Source organism: Agromyces sp. NPDC127015, from assembly GCF_042725165.1.
In the GTDB taxonomy this organism is placed as follows: domain Bacteria; phylum Actinomycetota; class Actinomycetes; order Actinomycetales; family Microbacteriaceae; genus Agromyces; species Agromyces chromiiresistens.
Map to the genome: position 1 here is coordinate 366,070 of NZ_JBHXDI010000002.1, position 22,977 is coordinate 389,046.

Genomic DNA, 22,977 nt, shown 5'->3' on the forward strand with positions numbered 1-22,977 from the left:
GCCGCCCGTGCGGAAGGCTGTCAGCGGCATCGGGCAGGCTTGAGGGCATGAGCGACCTGCGTCCGTCCGCCCTCGAAGCCCTGCGCGAGCTCGTCGGCCGCGACGACGCCGTCTTCCACGACGGCCAGTTCGAGGCGATCCAGGCGCTCGTCGAGGGGCGGCGTCGCGCCCTCGTGGTGCAGCGCACCGGCTGGGGCAAGTCGGCGGTCTACTTCGTCGCGACGCTCCTGCAGCGGCGCGCCGGCGCCGGCCCCACCCTGCTCGTCTCCCCGCTCATCGCGCTCATGCGCGACCAGATCGCCGCCGCCGAGCGAGCAGGCGTGCGCGCAGTGGCCATCAACTCGACGAACGCGCACGAGTGGCGCGACGTCGAGCAGCAGCTCGCGGCCGACGAGGTCGACGTGCTGCTCGTCTCCCCCGAGCGCCTCAACAACCCGGCGTTCCGCGAGACGCAGCTGCCGGCGCTCGTCGAGCGCATCGGCCTGCTCGTCGTCGACGAGGCGCACTGCATCAGCGACTGGGGGCATGACTTCCGTCCCGACTACCGCCGGCTCCGCGAGCTCATCGCCCGGATGCCGGCCGACGTGCCCGTGCTCGCGACCACGGCGACCGCGAACAGCCGCGTCGTCGCCGACGTGGCCGAGCAGCTGGGGGCGACGACGGGCGGTCCGGCGCCCGCCTCCGGCCCTGATGCGGATGCCGCGGCCGGCGTGCTCACCATCCGCGGTCCGCTCGCCCGCGCCTCGCTGAGGCTCGGCGTGCTGCGGCTGCCCGACTCGCCGAGCCGGCTGGCGTGGCTGCTGAACCACCTCGACGACCTGCCGGGCTCCGGCATCATCTACACCCTCACGGTCGCCGCGGCGAACGACACCGCGCGCCTGCTGCGCGAGCACGGCCACGCCGTGCGCGCCTACACGGGCCAGACCGACCCCGACGAACGCGCCGAGTCCGAGACGATGCTGAAGCGCAACGAGGTCAAGGCGCTCATCGCGACGAGCGCGCTCGGCATGGGCTTCGACAAGCCCGACCTCGGTTTCGTGCTGCACCTCGGCGCTCCATCGTCACCCGTCGCCTACTACCAGCAGGTCGGCCGCGCGGGGCGGGCGACCGAGTCGGCCGACGTGCTGCTCATGCCCGGCACCGAAGATCCCGACATCTGGCACTACTTCGCCACCGCGTCGATGCCCGATGAAGAGCGCGCGAGCCGCGTGATCTCGGCCCTCTCCTCCGACGCCCCGACCTCGACGCCGTCGCTCGAGGCCATGGTCGACATCCGGCGGACCCCGCTCGAGCTCCTGCTCAAGGTGCTCGACGTCGACGGGGCGGTGCGCCGGGTGCAGGGCGGCTGGGTCGCGACCGGTGCGCCATGGGTCTACGACGCCGACCGATACCGCCGCATCGCCGCAGAGCGCCTCGCCGAGCAGCAGCACATGCTCGAGTACGAGACGACCGACGGCTGCCGCATGGAGTTCCTGCAGCGCTCGCTCGACGACGACACGGCGACCCCGTGCGGCCGGTGCGACAACTGCGCGGGCGCCTGGTACCCGACGAGCGTCGGCGGCGAGGCATCCGCCGCCGCCCGGGGAGCGCTCGACCGGGTGGGCGTTCCGATCGAGCCGCGCGCGCAGTGGCCCACCGGCGCCGACCGCCTGGGCGTACCGGTGAAGGGCCGCATCGCGCCCGAGGCGCGAGCCGCCGAGGGGCGGGCGCTGGCCCGGCTCACCGACCTCGGCTGGGGCGGCACGCTGCGCGAGCTGTTCGCGGCCGGCGCCCCCGATGCACCGGTGCCGCCCCGCGTGCTCGACGGCTGCGTGCGGGTGCTCGCCGAGTGGGGTTGGGCCGAGCGCCCGGTGGCCGTGGTCGCAATGCCGTCGCGCTCGAAGCCGCAGCTGGTCGATTCACTCGCGCGCGGCCTCGCCGAGGTGGGGCGGCTGCCCTACCTCGGTGCGCTCGAACTCGTCGACGGCGGTCCGACCGGCCAGCCGGGCGGCAACAGCGCGTTCCGGCTCGCGGGCGTGTGGCAGCGCTTCAGCGCCGGCGGGCTCGGTGTGCCGGCTGGGCCGGTGCTGCTCGTCGACGACCAGGTCGACAGCCGATGGACCCTGACGGTCGCCGCACGCGAACTCCGCGCAGCCGGGGCGACCGAGGTGCTGCCCTTCGCGCTGGCTGTGCGAGGGTAGCGGGCGCGCTGCGTCAGTACGTCTGGTGCACGATCGCCTGCGCGACGGCGGACGCGCCGTCGCCCTGGATCCGGTAGAGGCTGTCACCCACGACGAGGTAGGCGGGCGACGACGGTCCGTCGTCGTATCCACGGACGACCGCCTCCGCCGTCGACCCCGCGGGTACGTCGGCGAGCTCGATCGGCTCGAACGCCACGTCGCCGTCGGGCTCGCGCAGGCGCTCGAAGAGCGGCCCGAATCCGCGGGCGGTCGTGATCGAGACGAGCGGCACGGCTCCGCCATCCACGACGAGGTCGCAGTCGAAGGCACGGGCCGCCGCCTCGACGGCGCCCGTGAAGCCCTCGACCGGCGCGGTCGTCGCGTCGACCGTCGTGTATTCGACGGCGCTGCCGTCGGGAAGCTGCTCGGCCGCGACGATGCCCTGCTCGTCGAGCCCGCCGGTGCAGGCGGCCTCGCCCTCGCGCGACGGCATCGCCGGCCAGGCGAGCTGCTCGGGCGACGCGCCCGCGATGCTCGTGAAGACCGGCTCTGCTGCGGCGGCGAGGCGGTCGAGCATGTCGCCACCGGGCACGCCGAGGAAGCGCGATCCCGCACCGGTCAGTCCGGCGGCGCTGATGCTCAGCCGCACCCACGCGTCGCCCACCGGAGCCGACAGCCGCCACCCGCTGTCACCGGCGGCGATCGATGCGGTGATCCCGGCCACGTCACGGGTATCGGTCGACGGGGCGTCACCGGCCCACTCGGGTTGCCACTCGCCGGCCGCCCCGGGGAGCACGTCGACGCGCAGGTACGCCCAGTCGGAGCCGTTGCCGTACTCCGGCATCCCGCTGCCGACCCGCCACGAACAGGGCAGGCCGCCGACGCCCTCGAGCAGGATGCCGGTGAAGACGTCGTGCTCGTACGCCGCGGCGACGGGCTCGACCGGGGTGCCGTCGCCGCCCTCGAGGGTCGCCGCGACGAGCTCGGGCGCGACGAGGTCGTCGCACTCGAGCGGCGTCGCGACGGGCTCGGGAGACGCGGCGGCCGTCGGGTCGGGAGAAGCCGCGGGTGCCGGCTCGGGGGTGCATCCGGCGAGGCCGGCGACGAGGACGGCGGTCGCGACGACTCCGGCGAACAGTTCGAGACCCGATGAGCGCATGGGTCCGAACATAGCGCGCCGGCGGGGTCGGCGGATCAGGGTGTGCACGGTGACGGGCGCGGCATCCTGCCCTCACCGCCCGTCTTCCCGCCGCCCGCGACGGCTCACTCCCCGGTGGAGTCCTCAGGGGCGGCGGGCGTCTCCGTCGGAGCGGGCTCCTCGGTCGGGACGGGCGCCTCGGTCGGAGTCGGCGTGCTCGGCGGCCCGAAGAGCCGCCACGATCCGGCGGCGCATTCGTAGAACTGCACGGTCGAGGTGTCGATGTAGACGTCGCCGTTCGTCGTGCACGTGTCGGCCGCCGGAGCGCCGACGCCGAGCAGGACCTGGGTCCCCGGAGTGCCGGCTTCGCCTTGCGCTCCCTGCTCGCCCTGCTCGCCCTGCTCGCCCTGTTCGCCCTGTTCGCCCTGCGCGCCGGTCGCACCCGTCTTTCCGGTGGCGCCCGTCAGGTTCTCGGCGGCCGACTCGCGGATGTTGCCGACGAGCGTCCACTCGCCGTCCTCGAAGAGGTACACGTCGGAGGTGGTGATGTCGATGTAGACGTCGCCCTCGTAGCCCTTGCCGGCCTCGGGCACGCCGCTGCCGGCGCGAACGGCCGATCCCGCGGGCAGGATCTCCTCGAGCGCCTCTTCGTAGGCGGCCTCGTCGACCGTCGCCGTCGGCGTCGGGCTGGGCGCCGCGGCCGTCGAGTCGCCGGATCGAGCGAGCCACGAGCCGAGGAACGCCGCGACGAACGACAGCACGACGATGACGACGCCGAACCAGATGAGCATCGAACGCGTCGCGGCCGCGGGTGGAGCCGCAGTCGCGGCACCGGCGGGCGCGCCGGCCGGTGGCGCACCACCCTCGGACGGAGCAGGGGTCGAGGTCGGTTCGTCGGTCATGCGGTTGCGCCTCCCCAGCGCGCTCCCGCCCGAGCCCGGGCGGCCGCGCCGGGGAGTCGCGTCGCGCTCATGCTAGCGCCGCGACTCCCGCGGGCTCAGGAGGCGGGCTCGACGTCAGTCGTGTCGGCCACTGACGCGGTCACGTCGGACGACTCGACCTCGACGACCTCGACCGTCTCGACCTCGACCGTCTCGACCTCGACCGTCTCGACCTCGACCGCGGCGGCACCGCGCTCGAGCTCGCCGTGCAGGTCGTCGCCGAGGCGCACGTCGACGAAGTCGACGTCGATCTCGGCGCGACCGAGCAACTCGCTCATGCGACGCTGACGGTTGCGCGGGATGAGGGTGACGACGCGACCCTCCTTGCCGGCGCGGCCGGTACGGCCCGCACGGTGCAGGTAGGTCTTGTACTCGTCGGGCGCGTCGGCCTGGATCACGAGGTCGATGTCGTCGACGTGGATGCCTCGCGCCGCGACATCCGTCGCGACGAGCACGTCGACGCGACCGCTCGTGAGCTGGTGCAGGTTGCGCGTGCGCTTGGCCTGGTTGAGGTCGCCGTGGAGGGCGACCGCGCGGATTCCGTAGTCCTCGAGGTGGTCGGTCAGGTCCTCCGCGAAGGCGCGGGTGCGGCTGAACACGAGGGTCTTGCCCTCGCGCTGCGCGAGCTGGGCGACGATGTCGCGCTTGTCGCGGTTGTCGATGACGAACACGCGGTGATCGATCGTCGACGAGGCCTGGTCTTCACCGGCGACCTCGTGCACGGCCGGCTCGACGAGGAATTCGTCGACGAGGGCGGCGACGCCCTTGTCGAGGGTCGCCGAGAACAGCAGCTTCTGGCCGCCGGGGGCGGTACGACGGATGATGCGCTGCACCGGCTCGAGGAACCCGAGGTCGCACATGTGGTCGGCCTCGTCGAGCACCGTGATGACGACCTCCGAGAGGTCGAGGCGGCCCTGCTCGATCAGGTCCTCGATGCGACCGGGGGTGCCGATCACGATGTCGACGCCGCGCTGCAGCGCACCGACCTGGCGCCCCTGCGGCACGCCGCCGTAGATCTGGGTCGTGAAGAGGCCGACACTCTGCGCGATCGGCTGCACGGTGCGGTCGATCTGCAGCGCGAGCTCGCGGGTCGGGGCGAGGATGAGGGCGCGGGGCTTGCGGCCCATCTGCCGGCGTCCGCCGGCCTTGCCCGACTCGGTCCAGAGCTGCATGAGCCGCTCGACCGCGGGGGCGCCGAACGCGATCGTCTTGCCCGAGCCGGTCTTGCCCCGGCCGAGCACGTCGCGGCCCTCGAGCACGACGGGGATCGTCGCGGCCTGGATCGGGAAGGGCGACTCCGCCCCGAGCTCGCGGAGCGCGCGGACGACGTTGCCGCCGAGGCCGAGATCGGCGAAGTCCACACCCTCGACGGCGTCGGCCTGGATGGCCTCGGCCTCGAGGCGCTCGAGCACGACGTCGTCGTTCGACGAGAAGCGCGGCGCCGCGTCGCGAGCGGGGAAGAAGTTCGAGGGCCGGCGACCGGAGTCGCGGAAGCCGGGCCGGTCGAACTCGCGACGCTGGCCGCGATCGTCGCGGCCATGGGCGCGCGCGGGGCGGTCGTCGCGATCGAAGCGGCGCGGTGCACGATCGTCGCGATCGTGCGAGCGGGCCGGGCGGTCGTCGCGGTCGTACGAACGCGGGGCGCGGTCGTTGCGGTCATGCGAGCGCGGCGCACGGTCGTCGCGATCGAAGCGGCGCGGGGCCCGATCGTCCCGATCGTGCGAGCGGGCCGGACGGTCGTTGCGGTCGTTGCGGTCGAACGAACGCGGGGCGCGGTCGTCACGATCGTACGAACGGGCCGGACGGTCGTTGCGGTCGTTGCGGTCGTTGCGGTCGAACGAACGCGGGGCGCGGTCGTCACGATCGTACGAACGGGCCGGACGGTCGTTGCGGTCGTTCCGGTCGAACGAACGCGGAGCGCGATCGTCACGATCGTATGAACGAGCCGGACGGTCGTTCCGGTCGTTCCGGTCGAACGAACGCGGAGCGCGATCGTCACGATCGTACGAACGGGCCGGACGGTCCTCGCGGTAGTGGGGGCGCGCGGGGCGGTCGCCGTATCGACGGTCGTCGCGCGAGCGCGGGTCCCGGGACGCACCGCTGCGCTCGGCTCCCCGACCGGCCGAGGAATCGGCGCGGCCCTCGCGGTCGGCACGGTGCGGCGAGCGGCCCGAGGCGACGCGCTCGTCGCGCGACCAGCGCTCCTTGCGGGGCGCCTCCTCCTCGGGACGGTAGCCACGGTGGCCGGGGCTGCGCGATCCGGCCTTCTGCGTTCCGCGACCCTTGCCGCCCTTCGCGTACGACGGGTCGAAGTTGGCGGCGGGACGGCCGCCCTTGGGCTTCTTGTTCTTGGGCATCGTGATGACTTCCTGGGTTGTACGAGAGGTACATGGCGGCGCAGCTGCGAGCGCAGCACGCCGAGAACCCGGAACATCGTCGACCGGGGCCGTTCACATACGGTGACTATCCGAGACCAGTCGCCCCGGAACCGGCCCTTTTGACTCACAAACCCATCCGCGCGAACGCGGTGTCAAGAACCGACCCGTCGAGAATACCGGAATCCGGCTGGGAAACCTCCGTGCAGCGCGCGAAACCGGGATCGACCACCGGTTCCGCCTTCGCCGGTGGGCCGAAAGGAGGACTATCCCCCGAACGGGGGCGCTGGCAGACTCGGCCACGGGCCGCCCCCCGTGGCCTGTTCTGGAGGGAACTGTCCAATGAAGCACACCGAACTCCGTCTGACACGCGCGACCGCGCTGTTCGCGAGCGCCCTGCTGATCCCCGCCGTCGCGGTGGTCCCAGCGGCGGCCGCAGCGGCCTCGCCGCAGACCTCCGCCTTCGCCGCGGCATCCGCGACGGCCGACTGCTCGGCCGACCCGAACGCCCGGCTCGATTCCGTCCCGTCGCCGGAGGACGCGCTCGGCACGCCGCTCGGCCTCGGCCAGGCCGAGCCCGTCACGGTCGACCAGATCCAGGCGTACGTCGCCGCGATCGACGCCGCCAGCGACCGGGTCGTCTCGGGCACCGTCGCGACGAGCAACGGGGGCGAGGAGATGCCCTACGCGATCGTGTCGACGTCGGCGAACGTCACGAAGCCGGCGCTCGACAAGATCGCCAGGCAGATCCGCGAACTGCGCGATCCGCGTGCGCTGAACGACGCGAAGGCGGCCGAGTACGCCGACGAGCTGCCCGCGATCGCGTGGATCGCCGGCAACGTGCACGGCGGCGAGAAGTCGGGCGCCGATGCTGCGCTCAAGACGCTCTACGAGCTGTCGTCGGGCCTGTCGTGCGACGTCGAGAACCGGCTCGACAACCTGATCACGGTCATCATGCCGACGCAGAACCCCGACGGTCGCAACGCGAACCGCCGCCAGAACGACTTCGGCTTCGACCTCAACCGCGACTGGTTCGCGCGCACCCAGGTCGAGACCGACGCCAAGCTCGAGCTGCTGCGGGCCTTCCCGCCGCAGGTCTTCATCGACGCCCACGAGATGGGCGGCCGCCAGTACTTCTTCCCGCCGAACGCCGACCCGATCCACCACGAGATCGCCGACCAGCCGGTCGACTGGATCAACCGCATCGGCGCCGAGAACGCCGAGACGTTCACGGAGAACTACAACGGCATCTGCACCGACACGGTCACGACCGAGTGCTACTTCAACTACCGCTCGTACGACATGTTCTACATGGGGTACGGCGACACGGTGCCCGCGACCGGGTTCGGTGCGGCCGGCATGACCTATGAGAAGGGGTCGGCGTCGGCCACCGAGGACCGGGTGCAGCAGCAGTTCCTCACGCAGTGGGCGACGACCGGTTGGGCTGCCGACAACCGGCACGAGATCCTGTCGAGCTGGTACCAGATCTGGAAGACCGCGCTCGCCGAGGGCGAGGCCGGCACGCTCGAGCCCAACGAGGTCGTGCAGCCGACGAACACCGTGCAGTTCCCGGTGCCCGACCTGACGGTGCGCAGCTATTTCCTGCTGCCCGACCGGCAGCTCGGCGACGTGCGCGAGCTCGTCGACCGGCTGCGCCGCATGGACGTCGAGGTCTACGAGGTCCAGAAGCCCCTGACCCTCGACTCCGCGCGCCTGTTCGGCGGCCGCGACGCCTCCGAGGTGACGGTGCCGGCCGGCTCCTACTGGATCCCCATGGCCCAGCCGCAGAAGCACTGGATCCAGGCGACGCTGGGTGAGGACCCGTACGTGCCGTTCCCGTACTTCTACGACGTCTCGTCGTGGAGCAACCCGCTGCTGGCGGGCATGAACGCCCTCTCGACGGGCGACGAGGTCACGCCCAAGGCGAAGCGCGTGACCGACACCTCGGGCGGCATCGCGAACACGGCGAAGAAGGGCGAGGCGTACGCCTACCCGCTCGACTCCTCGAAGGCGGCCGACCTGACGTTCGCCCTGCTGGGCGAGGGCGCCGAGCTGCAGCGCACGGCCGACGGGCTCGTCGTCGTGCCGCCGTCGGCGATGCGCTCGGTCGACCTCGACCGTCTGGCGCGATCGTTCGGCATCAGCCTCACGAACACGACGGCGCCGACGGATGCCTCGCCGCTCGGCCTGCCCGACGTCGGCCTGTTCGGCGGCACCGGCATCTCGCTCACGGCGGGATCGCACGGCGAGACGCGGTTCGTGCTCGGCGAGCGCTGGGGGCTCGACCTCGCGCCGGTGACGACGGCCGACATCAACGACAACACGGCGGCGTTCACCGACCGCGACGTGCTCGTCGTGCCCGACGGCTCGAACGCGACGGGCGGGCTCACCGCGACCGGTCAGGCGAACCTCAAGGCCTGGGTCGAGGACGGCGGCGTCTACCTGGGCTTCCGCAACGAGGGCACCCGCGTGGCGCGTTCGGCGGGGCTCACGAGCACGACCGAGCGGGCGAAGCCGGCGGGTTACCAGGTCGTCGGCTCGCACTTCCGGGTCGACACGGATGCCTCGAGCGCGATCGGCCTCGGACGCCCCGACGAGGACTTCGCGTTCAACAACGGCGACCCGATCCTCGAGCCGTCGACGACGGGCACGAACGTGGTGACCTACCCGACGGGCGACACGTTCTGGACGAACGGCTACTCGGTCGGCGCCGACGCGCTCCGCGGTTCGGCCGCCGTCGTCGACGAGCCGGTCGGGTCGGGGCACGCGGTGCTCTACGCCTTCAACCCGCTGTTCCGCGCGTACAACGACTCGGGCATGCAGCTCGTCGCGAACGCGCTGCTCATGCCGGCGGGCGAGACCGCGGCGTCGTCGAACCGGGCGACCGCCGCCCGTGAGGCCGCGCAGGCGGCACCGGTCGCAGCCGACCTCGGCGGCGAGTGGCGTCCGATCTCGATCACGGTGGCGCCGAACGACGCGAAGAAGGTCGCCGCGCTCGTCGCGGAGTACGCCGACGACGCGACCAGGGCGACCGCCGGGGGCAGCACGGTGTTCACGATCGCGAACCCCGACGGGCTGAGCGCCGACGAGCACCCCTTCCTGCGCGAGCTCGTGCAGCGCATCCACGACGCGGGCGTCACCCCCCAGGCGATCGTCGGCTGAGGCCGCAGCCGCCTGTTCGGACGGCGTCGGCTCCGCGATCCGGTATCGCGGGGCCGACGCCGTGCAGCCGGGCGTCCGCCGTGAAACGTGCGCGAAACGCGCGGTCCGTACGCTCGTGGCATGCCGGCCGAACGACCCAGCACCGAAGCATCCGTCGCGATCTCGATCGAGCCGCCCCGACAGCCCGAGGTGGAGCGCCTGCTCGAGGGCAGCACCAAGTATTCGCGCAGCCTGTACCCGCCTGAAGCGTGCTTCCTGCTCGACGTCGCCCAGCTCGAGCGACCCGAGGTGCGGCTGTACGTCGCGCGCGACGCGCTCGGCGCCGCAGTCGGCATCGCGGCACTCGTCGACGAGACGCCGGGCGATGCCGCGGGAAGGCGCGGCGAGCTGAAGCGCATGTTCGTCGATCCGGCCGGACGCGGACTCGGCGTCGCGGGCGCCCTGCTCACGCGAATCGAGGCCGACGCGGCCTCCCGCGGCCTCGGCGAGATCGTGCTCGAGACGGGGCCGCGGCACCTGCCCGCGCTCGCCCTCTACGAGAAGCACGGGTACCGGCGGATCGAGCAGTTCGGCCAGTACATCGGCGAGGAGTTCAGCGTGTGCATGGCGAAGGAGCTCACCCCGGCCTGAGCATCGCGCCGCGGGCGAATGAGCAATCGCTACCCATCCGCGCTCGAGGCGCGCCGGGCCATCGTGGGAGCCGAACCCGCGAAAGGACCCGCACCATGCTCCGCCTCCTCTCCGCCATTGGACTCGGCGCCGCCGCCGGCGGCCTGATCGGCTGGATCGCGACCGGCGACCCGCGCTACTCGATGTTCTGGGGCATCGCCCTCACGATCGGGCTGCTCGCCGGCACCGCGTCGGTCTTCACGACGAGCCGCCGTGCGGTCGCCGCCGCGACCGACCCGACGGGCGAGCTCGCCCTCGCCCGGGTCGAACGCATCCGCCGGACCGGCATGACGATCAACGACCAGCCGCAGTGCGAGCTCGTGCTCACCGTGGCGCCTCGTCACCGCGCGGCCTATACGACCGTGCACCGCGAGATCGTCGACCTCGTCGCGCTGCCGCGCCTGCAGCCGGGCTGCGTGGTCGTGGTGCGCCGGCCGGTCGAGTCGAAGGCGAACGTCGTGCTAGTGATGGACCCGCCCGACGACTGGGAGCGGCTGCGGGAGGCCGAGCGGCTGCGCGCCGGCGCCGATCGCACCATCCCGCTCGCCGCCACCGCGCAGGCCTGGCCGAGCGAGCCCGAGACCCTGCTCGGCGTTCCGAAGGCGACGTCGAATCCGTTGCACGCCGTCGTGTTCGCGCTCGTGCTCGTCATCGCCGCCGCGGCGACGCTCGTGCCCGCGTACGGCACGATCGGCCGATCGATCACGGCGATCGCGGCAGGCGACCCGGCCGCCGCCGGAGTCGTCGAGGGCGACCGGCACGACGAGATCGTCGATGCGCTCGTGCGCGAGGTCGGCGGACCGCAGTTCACGAGCGTCGGCTTCTACGACGGCTACGCCCTCGCGACCGCGCCGTCGACACCCGGTGCGCTCACGATCGACGACTACCAGTACCGGTACGACCGCACCGAGCACCAGGGGCCCGAGCTCATCCAGCCCGATGATCCGGCCGCCGAGCTGTTCGACGTCACCGCCGTCGACTTCACGCAGGTCCGGGAGCTCATCGCGGCGGCGCAGCACGAGAGCGGCATCGCCGACCCCGAGTCGGTGATCGTGCGGTTCCAGCGGGCCGGGGTCGCCGACGAGTCGGGCAGCCGGCCGGTGCAGGCGATGGTCCTCCTCGACTCCGCGTACGAGGACGCGTCCGTGACGTTCGACGCGACGACGGGAGCGGTGGTCTCACGGTCTTGAGCAAGCGTTTCCAGATCGGCCGATCGTGGGTTAGCATCGCTCCACCCCTGAATCCCGGAGCCCGGCGTGACCTCGACCCGACGCACAGGCGGCTCCGGCGTCCGCCGCAAGCGGGTCGCGGTGGCCGCAGCGGCCGTGACGGCCGCGATCGTGGGCATCGTCGCGCTCTCCGGCTTCCACCAGCAGCTGCGCGAGATCGACCCGCCCGGCCCCGATGCCGCGAGCGAGGTCGTCGGTGACGAGATCATCGGCATCCGCACGTTCACGCCGCCCGAGGGGCTGCAGGTCGACGCCGACCTCGAGTACGGCGTCCGCGAGGACGGCACGCTGCTGACGCTCGACGTGTGCCGGCCGGCCGCCCCGGTCGAAGGACCCGAGCAGGCGGCCGCCACGACGGCGACGTCGCTGCTCCCGGCCGTCGTCTCGATCCACGGCGGCAGCTGGACCCGCGGCGACAAGGCGAACACCGACTGGCGCAACGTCTGCATGTGGCTCGCCAGCGAGGGCTTCGTCGCCGTCTCGGTGAACTACCGGCTGGTGCCCGACACCGTCTTCCCCGGGGCGATCGACGATGTCGCCCTCGCCGTCGAGTGGCTGCGCGCACCCGAACAGGTCGAGCGGTTCGGCATCGACCCGGCTCGCATCGGCGCGTTCGGCGGTTCGGCGGGCGGCAACCTCGCCGCGCTCCTCGGCACGACCGGCGACGGCGCGCTCGACGCGGGGTCCCGCGTCGCCGCGGTCGCCGAGCTCTCGGGCCCGGTCGGACTCGGCTCGGCCGCGCTCGACGCCGACGGGGCATCCGCCTGGTTGCGGGGCATCGTCGCCGACTACCTGGGGTGCGAACCTCGCGCCGCCGACGCGCACTGCCCGCAGGCGATGGATGCCTCGCCGGCGATGCACGTCGACCCGAGCGACCCGCCCGTGTTCATCGGGCACTCCGAGCACGAGATCGTGCCGCTCGGGCAGTCGACGCGGTTCGCCGCCGTGCTCGAGGCCGCCGGCGTGCCCGTCGAGCTCGCGGTCGTGCCGGGCGGCGAGCACTCGATCGGCATCCTCGACGAGGCGCTGCGGGTGCGGGTCGCGGCGTTCCTGCACGCGCACCTGGGCTGAGCCGAGCGCCGCGCGCAACCCCCTCCCTCCGCGACCGACCGCGCCGTAGGCTCGGATCCGATCGGAGGCCGCATGCCCGACTCCCCCGTGCAGCTCTCGCGCGACGACTGGCGCGTCATCCTCACGCGCACCGCGCATGAGTACCGCATCAACCAGGTGCAGGACATCGCCGCCGCGCTCACCTTCTACGCAGTGCTCGCAGCGCTGCCGGCCCTGCTCGCCGCACTCGCCGCGATCGGGGTGTTCGGCAGTGCGGAGGCGGTCGTCGCGCTCGCACTCCGCGTCGTCGAGGAGCTCGGGGGCGCCGAGACGGTCGACGCCGTGCGCACCCCGCTCGAGCAGCTCCTGGATGCCTCGCACGCGGGCCTCGCGCTCGTGACGGGCCTGCTCGGTGCGCTGTGGGCGACGTCGGGCTACGTCGGCTCGCTCGGGCGAGGACTGAACCGCATCTACGGGGTCGAAGAAGGCCGCCCGTTCTGGGCGATGCGCCCGGCGATGCTCGCCGTCTCGGCGGCCCTCCTGCTGCTCGCGGCCCTCGCCGTGGTCGGCCTCGTCATCACCGGCCCGATCGCGACCGCGACGGCACGGGCGCTGGGGTTCGACGAGGGCGTCGCCTTCTGGTGGGACCTCGGCAAGCTGCCGCTGCTCGCCGCGATCGGCATCGTCGCGATCGCCCTGCTCTGCTGGGCGGCGCCGAACGTGCGACGACGCCACCTGCGCTGGTTCAGCGTCGGCGCGGTCGGGGCGCTCCTCGTCTGGGTCGCGGTGAGCGCATTGTTCGCCATGTACGTCTTCGGCGTCGGCTCGTACTCGCGCACCTACGGTGCGCTGGGCGGTGCGATCGCCTTCCTGCTCTGGGTGTGGCTGTCGAATCTCGCCCTGCTCTTCGGCGGGGTGCTCGACACCGAGGTCGAGCGCGCCCGGCAGCTGCGAGCCGGCGTCGTCGCCGAGGAGCAGGTGCAGCTGCCGCTGCGCGACGACCGCCTCATCGCGAAGAACCGCGAGGAGCGGCTGAACGACATGCGGGCGTCGCGGCACCTGCGGCTCGATTGAGCGGGCGCCCGACGAGGCCGGTGCTCGGGCACCCGTCGACGCGCGGCCATGCCCAGCGGAAGCCACCGCCCCCTACCGGAGTATCGCCCTGAGACCCCTCCGCCGAGGGATGTGCACCCCGACCGGCCGTGACAGGCTGGCTGGCACCATGAACCTCTCGCTGTCCACCACCCGGTCCGGCGGCGCACCCGCGCCGACCGACGCCGATCGGCGCCTCCGCGCTTGGGCGTGGCTCGCGACATCCGCGCTCGCCCTCGTGCTGTTCGCGGTCGCGGTGCCGCTCGCCGCGACCATCTACGGGGTGCACCTGCTCGGCGCCTTCGCGACCTGCCTCGCGCTCGCGGGGGCGCTGCCCCTCGCGATGCGGTTCCCGAGGACCGCCGCGGTCGTCGCGACCTGGGGCATCCTGATGTTCGCCCTGCTCTCGGCCGGGTCGGAGGGTGCTCCATGGCCGTGGCCGGTGACGACGATCATCGGCCAGACCGCCCTGCTGCTCGTGCTCGGCATGAACGGCATGAGCTGGTTCGGCATGTTCGTGGTCTGGCTCGCCGGCGTGGTCGTGACGGTGCCGTTCGCGTTCGTCGACGCCGGCGCGACCGCGAACGAGATCGCCGCGGCGAGCCTCACGGCGGTCGCGCTGCCGATCGCGCTCCTCATCGCGCAGCGACGGGTGATCGCGGGCGAGCTGTTCCGCGAGCGTGCCGTGTCGGCCGCCGAGCAGGAGCGGCGGGTGCTCGTCGAGGAGCGCAACCGCATCGCCCGGGAGCTCCACGATGTCGTGGCGCACGGGCTCTCGATCATCCACGTGCAGGCGACGAGCGCGCCGTACCGCGTCGACGGGCTGAGCGACGCGGCCCGCGCCGAGTTCGCCGAGATCGCCGAGTCGGCTCGCGTCGCCATGACCGAGATGCGGCAGCTGCTCGGCGTGCTGCGCAGCTCGGACTCGACCGCCGAGACGGCACCGCAACCGGGTCTCGACGACCTGCCCGCCCTCGTCGCCTCGGTCGAACGCGGCGGGGTGCCGGTGACCCTCGAGCTCGGCGACCGACTGCCCGAAGGCGGGCTCGCCGCGACGGCCGCCTTCCGCATCGTGCAGGAGGCGCTGAGCAACGTCGTCCGCCACGCGCCGGGGGCGTCGACCCATGTCTCCATCGAGGTGCTCGCCGACGAACTCGTCGTCGGCGTCGAGAACGAGGCGCCGCCCGCCGCGTCGCCGACCGCGGGCCCCGGGTCCGACGCCGGCTCCGAAGCCGATTCCGCGGGCGCGGGCGCTCACGGCGGGCACGGCCTCGTCGGCATCGACGAGCGCGCCGCCCTGCTCGGCGGGCGTGCCGAGCACGGACCGCGCCCGGGCGGCGGCTACCGTGTACTCGCGACCCTTCCGCTCGGGTCGGACGGAGGCCCGTGGTGACGATCTCGGTGCTCATCGCCGACGACCAGGCGATGGTGCGCGCCGGATTCGCCGCGGTGCTCGGCGCCCAGCACGGAATCGAGGTCGTCGGCCAGGCCGCCGACGGCCGTGAGGCGGTGGCGCTCGCGCACGAGCTGCGACCCGACGTCGTCGTCATGGACGTGCGGATGCCGCAGCAGAACGGCATCGAGGCCACGCGCGCGCTGCAGTCGCCGCCGCGGAGCTCCGACTACGTTCCGAAGGTGCTCATGCTCACGACGTTCGACATCGACGAGTACGTCTACGACGCGCTGCGGGCGGGCGCGAGCGGATTCCTGCTGAAGGACGCGACGCCCGAAGAGCTCGTCGCCGCCGTGCGCGTCGTCGCCGGCGGCGATGCACTGCTCGCACCGAGCGTCACCCGTCGGCTGATCGAGGACTTCGCCCGCTCGGGCCCGCCGCCGAAGCCCGCCGGCAACCGGCTCGCCGCGCTGACCGAGCGCGAGCTCGAGGTGCTCACGCTCGTGGGGCGGGGCATGTCGAACACCGAGATCGCGGCGGCGCTCTTCATCGCCGAGCAGACCGTGAAGACGCACGTCTCGAAGATCCTGCAGAAGCTCGGCCTGCGCGACCGCGTGCACGCCGTCGTGCTCGCCTACGACACCGGCCTGGTCACCCCCTCGGCAGGCTGAGCCCCGCCGTACCCCGGTAGGGCCCGCGAACCGCTCCGCGGGGTGATGCCCCGGCGCCGACCGCGTTCGTAGCCTGCGGCACATGACCGACACGCTCGAACGCCAGCACGCGAGATCGACCCGCCCCGAGGCATCCACGAGGCCGCGCACCGGGGTGCGGCGCGATGCGAGCGTCGACGCGATCCGGGTGGTGCTGCTCGGCATGGTGTTCGTGCTGCACGCGATGATGGTCGGCGTCGGCGTCGGCCCCGACGGACCGGTGCTCGAGAACGCCCTCGAGCACCAGGCGTGGTTCGGCCCGGTCAGCTGGGTGGTGCAGATCATGCCGCTCTTCTTCATCGTCGGCGGATTCTCGAGCCTCACCCATTGGCGGTCGATGCGCGCCCGCGGCGCGACGCCCGCCGAGTACGTGGTCGCCCGGATCGAACGGCTGGTGCGCCCGGCCGTCGCGCTCGTGGCGGTCGTCTCGGGCTCGCTCGTCGCGCTCTCGCTCGCGGGCATGCCCGCCGAGCTCGTCGGCATCGCGGGGTTCCGCATCGGCCAGCCGCTGTGGTTCCTCGGCGTGTACCTCGCGGTGTCGGCGCTCGTGCCGGCCATGGTGCGGGCGCATGAGCGCGCCTCCGTGCTGGTGCCCCTCGCCCTGCTCGCCGGCGTCGTCGCGGTCGACGTCGTGCGGCTCTCGACCGGTGTCGACGCGATCGGCTTCGTCAACCTGCTGCTCGTGTGGCTGCTCGTGCAGCAGCTCGGATTCCACCTCGCCGACGGCGCCCTCGACCGGCTGGCCCGGCCGACGCTCGCGGGCATCGCGGGCGCCTCGCTCGCGCTGCTCGCGGTGCTCACCGTGGCCGGCCCCTACCCGGTCGACATGCTCGTGAACCTCAACCCGCCGACCGTCTGCCTCGTCGTGCTCGGCGTCGCGCAGCTCGCCCTCTTCCAGCTCGCACGCCCGCGCATCCGCGCGTGGGTCGAACGGCGGGATGCCGCGCGGCCGATCTCGTTCGTCGGGGAGCGGGCCATGACCGTGTACCTCTGGCACATGCCGGTGCTCGTCGGGCTCGCGGGCCTCGCCCTCATCGCGAACGCCGCGGTCGGGCTGCCGCTGCCCGAGCCGCTGAGCTTCGGCTGGTGGGCGAGCCGGCCCCTCTGGCTCGTCGTCGCCGCGGCGGTCGTCGCGATCGTCGTGCTCGTGTTCTCCCGCTTCGAGCGGACGAGCCGGCCGCGGGCCGGCGGGCGGAGCACTCGTGGCGCTGCGCCCGGCAACGGGGCGACCGCGATCGCGGCGGTCAGCGCCGTCGCGGGGGTCGCGGTGCTGCTCGTCGCCGGATTCGGCCCGCTGCCGGCGTTCCTCTCACTCGTGCTGCTGTGGTTCGCGAGACGGGCTCCGTCGCGGCCCGTGCGCCGCCCGGCGGTCCGCGTGTCACGGGCGATTCCGTAGGCGCCGAGCCTCTCGTGCGGGCGGCGGTCCCGCTGCCGACGATGTGGTCGAGTGGTCATGTGGTCGCGGCCGCCGACCGAGGACCGAAGACCGAAGACCGAAGACTCAGCCGACGAGCAGAACGCCACCGAGCGCGATGGCCGAGACGACGAGGGTCGACGCTCCGGCGAGTACGAAGGGCTTCACGCCGACCCGGCGGAACATGCTGAACCGCACGCCCGTGCCGAGCGCGAACATGGCCGCGGCGAGCAGCACGGTCTGCGCGACGCCGGCGCCCGCGACCACCTGGGGCGGCACGACGCCGAGGGACCGGATCGCCACCATGGCCACGAAGCCGACGACGAACAGGGGGACGAGCGGCGGCAGCTTGCCGCCGCGTGCGCCCGAGGCATCCTCGCCCGCCTTCGCGAGCGCACGGCGGCGCTGCAGGCCGATGACCGCCATGACCGGGGCGAGCATGAGCACGCGTGCGAGCTTCACGACGACCGCGACGCCGAGCGCGGTGCCGCCGAGGGCCCCGCCGATCGCGACCACCTGCGCGACCTCGTGCACCGACCCGCCGGCCCACATCCCCGCCTCGTCGGCGTCGAGGCCGATGAGCCCCGCGACGAACGGCACGATCGGGATCATGAGGGTGCCGAAGATCACGACGAGCGCGACGGCGGTGACGACCTCCTCCTCCTCGGCCTCGACGACGCCGTCGACCGCGGCGACCGCCGCCGCACCGCAGATCGAGAAGCCGCACGCGACGAGCAGTCGCTGCGTCGAGCCGATGCCGAGCCACCGGCCGATGAGGAGCGTCGCGGCGATGCCGCCGACGACGATCGCGATGACGACGACGACCATGCCGGGGCCCAGGGCGAGGATGTCTCCGACGACGAGCTGCAGGCCGAGCAGCACGATCCCGAGGCGCAGCAGCGGCTTCGCCGCGAACGCGATGCCGGGCTCGAGGCGCCTGGGCAGGCGCATCGTGTTCCGCACGACGACGCCCACGACGATGGCGACGAGCAGGGCGCTGATCGTTGGCACCACGAGGGTGACGGCGAGCGCGAGGCCGGCGACGACGGCGCAGAGCGCGAGGCCGGGCGCGAGCGTCGCGACCCGGGCGCCGAAGCAGCCGGCGAGGCGGCGACGGGGCACGGGGACTGACCGGGGAGCGGGGGTGGGGCGGTACATCTCCTCCACGGTCGCAGGCGGACCGGCGGCGCGGTAGCCGTGATTCCGGCATCGAGGCATATCATTCCGATATGCCGACTCGCTGGCCCGAACTCGCGGTGCTCGAACTGCTCTCGGCGATCGGCGAGCACGGCAGTCTCGGTGCGGCGGCACGCGCGGTCGGGATGGCGCAGCCCAACGCGAGCCGCGCGATCGCGACCCTCGAGCGAAACCTCGGGCTCTCGCTCGTCGAGCGCCACCCGCGCGGCTCGCGACTGACCGCCGACGGCGTCGTGGTGGCCGAGCTGGCCGCCCGACTCGTCGACGGGGCCGGCGAGTTGCTCGCCACGAGCCGCGCGCTTCGCGAGCGCCACGAGGCCCGGCTCGACCTGGCGGCGAGCCTCACCGTCGCCGAGTACCTGCTGCCCGCCTGGATCGCCGGCCTCCGGCACGCGCACCCCGAGCTCGACGTGCGGGTGCGGGTCGAGAACTCGACGCAGGTCTTCGACCTGCTCGCAGACCGGGCGATCGACCTCGGCTTCGTCGAGTCGCCCTCGGTGCCGCGCGGCCTGCACAGCCGCACCGTCGCGCGCGACCGGCTCGTCGTCGTCGTGGCGCCGTCGCATCCGTGGACGCGGCGCACCCACGTCACCGCGCACGAGCTCGCGACCACCCCGCTCGTCAGCCGCGAGCCGGGCTCGGGCACACGCTCGACCCTCGCCGAGGCGCTCGGCGCGGGCGGCGTCGACGGCGCGGGCGTCCCGGAGCTCTCGCGGCCCGCGATGGTCGTCTCGAGCAATGCCGCCGTGCTCATCTCGGCGGCCTCGGGCGCCGGGCCAGCCGTGCTGAGCGAGCTCGCGGTGCGCCCGTGGGTCGCCCGAGGCGAACTCGTCGAAGTCCCCGTCGAGGGGCTCGACCTCCGACGGCGGCTGCGAGCCGTGTGGCGGGGCGGCGAGCCGCTCGCCGCCCCCGCGGCCGCGCTGCTCGGCGAACTGCAGGGGTAGGGCCCGCGTCGCGACGACGCGGGCCCGGTGCCGGGATCACCTCACATCGCGACGGAGCGGCACCGCCACCGCGACGACCGCGGCGATCGCCGCGTATCCGAGCAGCACGAGCGCACCGCCGATCGGCGAGATCGCGACGGGCATCGAGATCGGGAGCTGCGCGCCGATCGCGTCGCTCAGGAAGGTGAAGTCGGTCAGCGCGGCCGTCGCACCGCCCGGGAGGAAGGGGTGGATGACGTTCACCCCGGGAATGAGGAGCAGCACGTGCTCGAGGAAGTAGAAGTACCCGAGCACGATGCCGACGGCGACGAGCTGCTGCCGCGCCAGCGCCCCGATCGCGACACCGAGCACCGCGTAGACCGCGGCCGCGAGGGCGAGCTGGGCGAGCATCGCGACGAGCGCACCGGCGGGCACGCCGAGCGCGACGCCGCGGAGCGCGGCGCTCCCGACGAGCGCGACCGCGGTTCCGACGGCGGCGACGGCGCCGTACGCGAAGCCCAGCCCGCCGAACACGACGAGCTTGGCGACGAGCGCGCGGCCTCGGCGCGGGACGGTCAGGAACGTCGTGCCGATCGAACGGTGCCGGTACTCGCCCGTGACGGCGATGGTGCCGATCAGTGCGGGCACGAACAGCAGCAGGCCGCCCATGCCGACGACGAGGCTCACGCCCTCCGGCGTCTCGATTCCGGGCAGGGGCGGGGTCGAGTTGCCCGGCCCGGCGAGCGCGAGCAGTGCGGTGAACCCGAGACCGCAGCCGAGCGCCGTGAGCAGGGTCGCGACCGGCAGGCGGGTCGCGAGCAGTTTGGCGAGTTCGCCTCGAACGAGTGCGATCACGGGTGCACCTCCATGGTGTGGGCGAGGAAGGCCGACTCGAGGCTCGAGGCGGCACCGGTGAATTCGTCGAGCGGACCCGACCAGGCGACGCGTCCCCGGTCGATGAGGACGAGGTCGTCGATGCTGTGCTGCAGCTCGGTGAGGACGTGGCTCGAGAGCAGCACGGTGCCGCCGCGGCCGGCGAAGGCGCGGAGGAACTCGCGCAGCCACACGATGCCGGCCGGATCGAGGCCGTTCGACGGTTCGTCGAGCACGAGCACCGAGGGCTCGCCGAGCAGGGCCGTCGCGAGCGCGAGCCGTCGGCGCATGCCGGTCGAGTAGCCGCGGATGCGTCGATCGAGGTATTCGGTGATGCCGGTGGTGAGGGCGACGTCGTCGACCCGACGGCGCGCATGCCCGCCGAGCTCGGCGTAGGCCCGCAGGTGGCCGCGGCCAGTCATCGAGGGGTGCGCGCCGGTCGAATCGAGGACCGCGCCGACCGTCCCGGTCGGGTCGTCGAGATCGCGATAGGCGGCTCCGCCGATGCGGGCCGTTCCCGCGTCGGGCCGGCTGAGACCGAGCACCATCGCGAGCGTCGTCGACTTGCCGGCGCCGTTCGGGCCGAGGAAGCCGGTGACCCGGCCCGGCTCGGCCCTGAAGCTCGCGGCTCGGACCGCCTCGACCTCGCCGAATCGCTTCGACAGCCCCGTGACCTCGATCGCATGGGAGTTCATGTGGACATCCTTCGGTGGGATACTTCGTTGGGAGTTTGAGAATGTTCTAGTAGTGCGAATGTTCTCACACTGAGAATAATGGAAGGAGTCAGCGATGCGCAAGACCTCGCCGATCGCCGACGTCGTCATGCACCCGGTTCGGCTTCGGATCGTCCAGCAGCTCGGCGAGGGCCGACGGGTCACGACCTCCGACCTCCGGGGCGCACTGCCCGACGTCGCGCAGGCGACGCTCTACCGCCACATCGCCGCGCTCGTCGACGCCGGGATCGTCGCCGTCGTCGACGAACGCCGGGTCCGCGGTGCCGTCGAGCGCACCTTCGCGCTCGGCGATCGCATGGCCCACGTCGACCACGACGAGCTTCGCGAGATGGGCGAACGCGAGCTGCAGCAGTCGTTCCTCACCTTCCTCGCCCACCTCGGCGAGGACTTCGACCGCGCGTCAGCCGGTGCCGACTTCCGCGAGTTCCTCGGATTCGGACAGGTTCGGCTGCACGTCGGAACCGACGACCTGTCGCGCATCCAGGCCGGCCTCGGCGAGCTGCTCGCCCCCTACCTGGCTCCGCAGGTCGATGACGGGCAGGGCGGGGCGAGCGGCCGGCGCACGGTGATGCTCTCGACGGTGCTCATGCCCGATCCGGCCGATCAGCCCGCGCCGTTCTCCGCCTCGTAGCTCGCCGACCCCGGCGCCCCGCCGCGCATCGAGACGACCTCGCCCTCGAGGGAGAACGTGATCCAGGCGTCGTAGTACTCGCCGTAGACCGGCACGTCGAGGACGACGGGCGGCGGCCCGCTGTCCGATGACCCCGAGCGCGAGACGTACACCCACTGGTCGGTGCGCGTCGGGTCGGGCTCCGACAGGCCGCTGAGCTCCTTCGCCTGCGCGACGAGATCGGGCATCAGCGAGGTGTCGACCGACCTCGCGTCGAAGAGCTGCAGCTCGAGCGCGGCAGGGTCGGGCTGGCTGCCCGCCGGACCGCTGTTCGTCACCTCGCCGGCGACGACGTCCCAGCTGTCGAGCGTCGCCGCACCGGGGCCGCTCGGCGCGATCGCCGAAAGGTGCTCGCCCCAGAACGAGAGCTGCACGACCTGCCCGGCGCCGATCGCGTCGACGAGCGCGTCGACGGCTCTCGCCGCGTTGTCGCCGACGAACATGCTCGCCGCCGCCGCGGCCTCGGCTTCGGCGGCCTCGGCGTCGGCCCGCGCCTGCTCGTCGGCCGCCATCCGCCCCTCCCACGAGTTCGCGTAGCGGACCTCGCCGAGCGTCGTCTCGCCCGACGCGATCGCAGCGATCGTCGGATACGCCGGGATGAGCGCGAGCGCCGCGCCGACGAGCACCGCGACGACGTAGAAGGCCGGATGGATGCGACGCAGCCCGCCCGCGGCCTTCCCCGCCGCAGCGGGCGCCGGCGTGAAGGGCGCGGCGGTCCGCGTCGAGCGCACCCGCTCGTCGCGTTGCGCGAGCTGCACCCACTCGTCGGGCGGGTCCAAGACGATCGAGACCGGCGACGGCGCGGCCTCCTGCATCACGACGACCACGACGCACTCGGGCTGCAGGCGCGGGATCTCGACGAGATCGACCAGCCGGCGGGTGCGCACCTCGAACGGAGCGCCGAACCGCGGCACGACGACGAGGTCGAGGTCGCAGATCGGCTGGTCGTTGATCATCGTGCCCGTGCGCCGGATCGACCGGACGCGCGCGAGGGCGAGCCGCCCCTCCGAGTCGGCGCGCTGCAGCTCTTCGGCGCTCAGGGGGCCGGCGAGCGCGCCCCCGAGTCCCGCGCCCGCGGGGCTGCGCACGACGAGCACGATCGGGCCGAGGACGCTGAGCGCGACGACGCACGGCACGAACATGCCGACCCATGCTTCGTCGGCCGAGAGGGCCCATGCGGCGGCGCTGGCGATCACGGCGCCGAGCAGTGCGAAGCAGAGGAGTCGGATCACGCGACCACGCTATCGG

The 22,977-nt window shown here is 73.1% G+C and carries 18 protein-coding genes; 11 read left to right on the forward strand and 7 right to left on the reverse strand.

The annotated features are described in order from the left end of the window. The first annotated feature begins 47 nt into the window (after positions 1–47). A complete protein-coding gene (locus ACFWGP_RS07980) occupies positions 48–2,180 on the forward strand; it encodes a RecQ family ATP-dependent DNA helicase (RefSeq protein ID WP_231429784.1) in 2,133 nt (710 codons plus the stop codon). Positions 2,181–2,193: 13 nt separating this feature from the next. Here ACFWGP_RS07980 and ACFWGP_RS07985 read toward each other — a convergent pair whose 3' ends face one another. From ACFWGP_RS07985 to ACFWGP_RS07995, 3 genes are all read right to left on the reverse strand, one after another. Continuing rightward, a complete protein-coding gene (locus ACFWGP_RS07985) occupies positions 2,194–3,318 on the reverse strand; it encodes a hypothetical protein (RefSeq protein ID WP_376930604.1) in 1,125 nt (374 codons plus the stop codon). 104 nt (positions 3,319–3,422) lie between these two features. Further along, a complete protein-coding gene (locus ACFWGP_RS07990) occupies positions 3,423–4,199 on the reverse strand; it encodes a hypothetical protein (RefSeq protein ID WP_376930605.1) in 777 nt (258 codons plus the stop codon). 95 nt (positions 4,200–4,294) lie between these two features. Beyond that, entirely contained in the window at positions 4,295–6,595 is a 2,301-nt protein-coding gene (locus tag ACFWGP_RS07995) for a DEAD/DEAH box helicase (protein WP_376930606.1), read from the reverse strand. Positions 6,596–6,955: 360 nt separating this feature from the next. Here ACFWGP_RS07995 and ACFWGP_RS08000 point away from each other — a divergent pair, with 360 nt between their 5' ends. From ACFWGP_RS08000 to ACFWGP_RS08035, 8 genes are all read left to right on the forward strand, one after another. Beyond that, positions 6,956–9,775, forward strand: a complete 2,820-nt coding sequence (locus ACFWGP_RS08000; RefSeq protein ID WP_376930607.1) for a M14 family zinc carboxypeptidase — start codon at positions 6,956–6,958, stop codon at positions 9,773–9,775. A 120-nt stretch (positions 9,776–9,895) separates the two neighbouring features. Continuing rightward, the gene (locus ACFWGP_RS08005; RefSeq protein ID WP_376930608.1) at positions 9,896–10,405 is read left to right on the forward strand and encodes a GNAT family N-acetyltransferase; all 510 of its coding nucleotides are present in this window, start codon (positions 9,896–9,898) and stop codon (positions 10,403–10,405) included. 95 nt (positions 10,406–10,500) lie between these two features. Continuing rightward, positions 10,501–11,634 (forward strand): hypothetical protein, encoded by a 1,134-nt coding sequence (locus ACFWGP_RS08010; protein WP_275505258.1) that lies wholly within the window; start codon positions 10,501–10,503, stop codon positions 11,632–11,634. Positions 11,635–11,700: 66 nt separating this feature from the next. After that, positions 11,701–12,744, forward strand: a complete 1,044-nt coding sequence (locus ACFWGP_RS08015; protein ID WP_231429777.1) for an alpha/beta hydrolase — start codon at positions 11,701–11,703, stop codon at positions 12,742–12,744. A gap of 72 nt (positions 12,745–12,816) precedes the next feature. Next, complete coding sequence (locus ACFWGP_RS08020) at positions 12,817–13,797, forward strand: YihY/virulence factor BrkB family protein (protein ID WP_231429776.1); 981 nt, start codon at positions 12,817–12,819, stop codon at positions 13,795–13,797. A gap of 148 nt (positions 13,798–13,945) precedes the next feature. Next, positions 13,946–15,208 (forward strand): sensor histidine kinase, encoded by a 1,263-nt coding sequence (locus ACFWGP_RS08025; protein ID WP_376930609.1) that lies wholly within the window; start codon positions 13,946–13,948, stop codon positions 15,206–15,208. After that, a complete protein-coding gene (locus tag ACFWGP_RS08030) occupies positions 15,205–15,879 on the forward strand; it encodes a response regulator transcription factor (protein ID WP_231429774.1) in 675 nt (224 codons plus the stop codon). Before ACFWGP_RS08025 ends, ACFWGP_RS08030 begins: the two co-directional genes overlap by 4 nt. Positions 15,880–15,961: 82 nt before the next feature. Beyond that, positions 15,962–17,314 (forward strand): acyltransferase, encoded by a 1,353-nt coding sequence (locus tag ACFWGP_RS08035; protein ID WP_376930610.1) that lies wholly within the window; start codon positions 15,962–15,964, stop codon positions 17,312–17,314. Positions 17,315–17,419: 105 nt separating this feature from the next. On the opposite strand, the gene ACFWGP_RS08040 is transcribed toward ACFWGP_RS08035, so the two are convergent. Next, on the reverse strand, positions 17,420–18,490 hold the full coding sequence (locus tag ACFWGP_RS08040; RefSeq protein ID WP_376930611.1) for a YeiH family protein: 1,071 nt from the start codon (positions 18,488–18,490) through the stop codon (positions 17,420–17,422). 71 nt (positions 18,491–18,561) lie between these two features. Between ACFWGP_RS08040 and ACFWGP_RS08045 the strand changes: the two genes are divergently transcribed. Then, positions 18,562–19,473: a LysR family transcriptional regulator gene (locus tag ACFWGP_RS08045; protein ID WP_376930612.1), complete on the forward strand. Its 912-nt coding sequence runs from the start codon at positions 18,562–18,564 to the stop codon at positions 19,471–19,473. Between the two features lie 36 nt (positions 19,474–19,509). Here the strand turns inward: ACFWGP_RS08045 and ACFWGP_RS08050 are convergent, their stop codons facing one another. Together ACFWGP_RS08050 and ACFWGP_RS08055 are read right to left on the reverse strand one after the other, a co-directional pair. After that, a complete protein-coding gene (locus tag ACFWGP_RS08050; protein ID WP_231429770.1) occupies positions 19,510–20,307 on the reverse strand; it encodes an ABC transporter permease in 798 nt (265 codons plus the stop codon). After that, on the reverse strand, positions 20,304–21,020 hold the full coding sequence (locus tag ACFWGP_RS08055; RefSeq protein WP_231429769.1) for an ABC transporter ATP-binding protein: 717 nt from the start codon (positions 21,018–21,020) through the stop codon (positions 20,304–20,306). Before ACFWGP_RS08055 ends, ACFWGP_RS08050 begins: the two co-directional genes overlap by 4 nt. 94 nt (positions 21,021–21,114) lie before the next feature. On the opposite strand from ACFWGP_RS08055, the gene ACFWGP_RS08060 reads away from it, so the two are divergent. Further along, entirely contained in the window at positions 21,115–21,690 is a 576-nt protein-coding gene (locus ACFWGP_RS08060; protein ID WP_376930613.1) for a helix-turn-helix domain-containing protein, read from the forward strand. On the opposite strand, the gene ACFWGP_RS08065 is transcribed toward ACFWGP_RS08060, so the two are convergent. Further along, positions 21,663–22,961: a hypothetical protein gene (locus ACFWGP_RS08065; RefSeq protein WP_376930614.1), complete on the reverse strand. Its 1,299-nt coding sequence runs from the start codon at positions 22,959–22,961 to the stop codon at positions 21,663–21,665. The genes ACFWGP_RS08060 and ACFWGP_RS08065 overlap by 28 nt on opposite strands. Positions 22,962–22,977 lie beyond the last annotated feature (16 nt).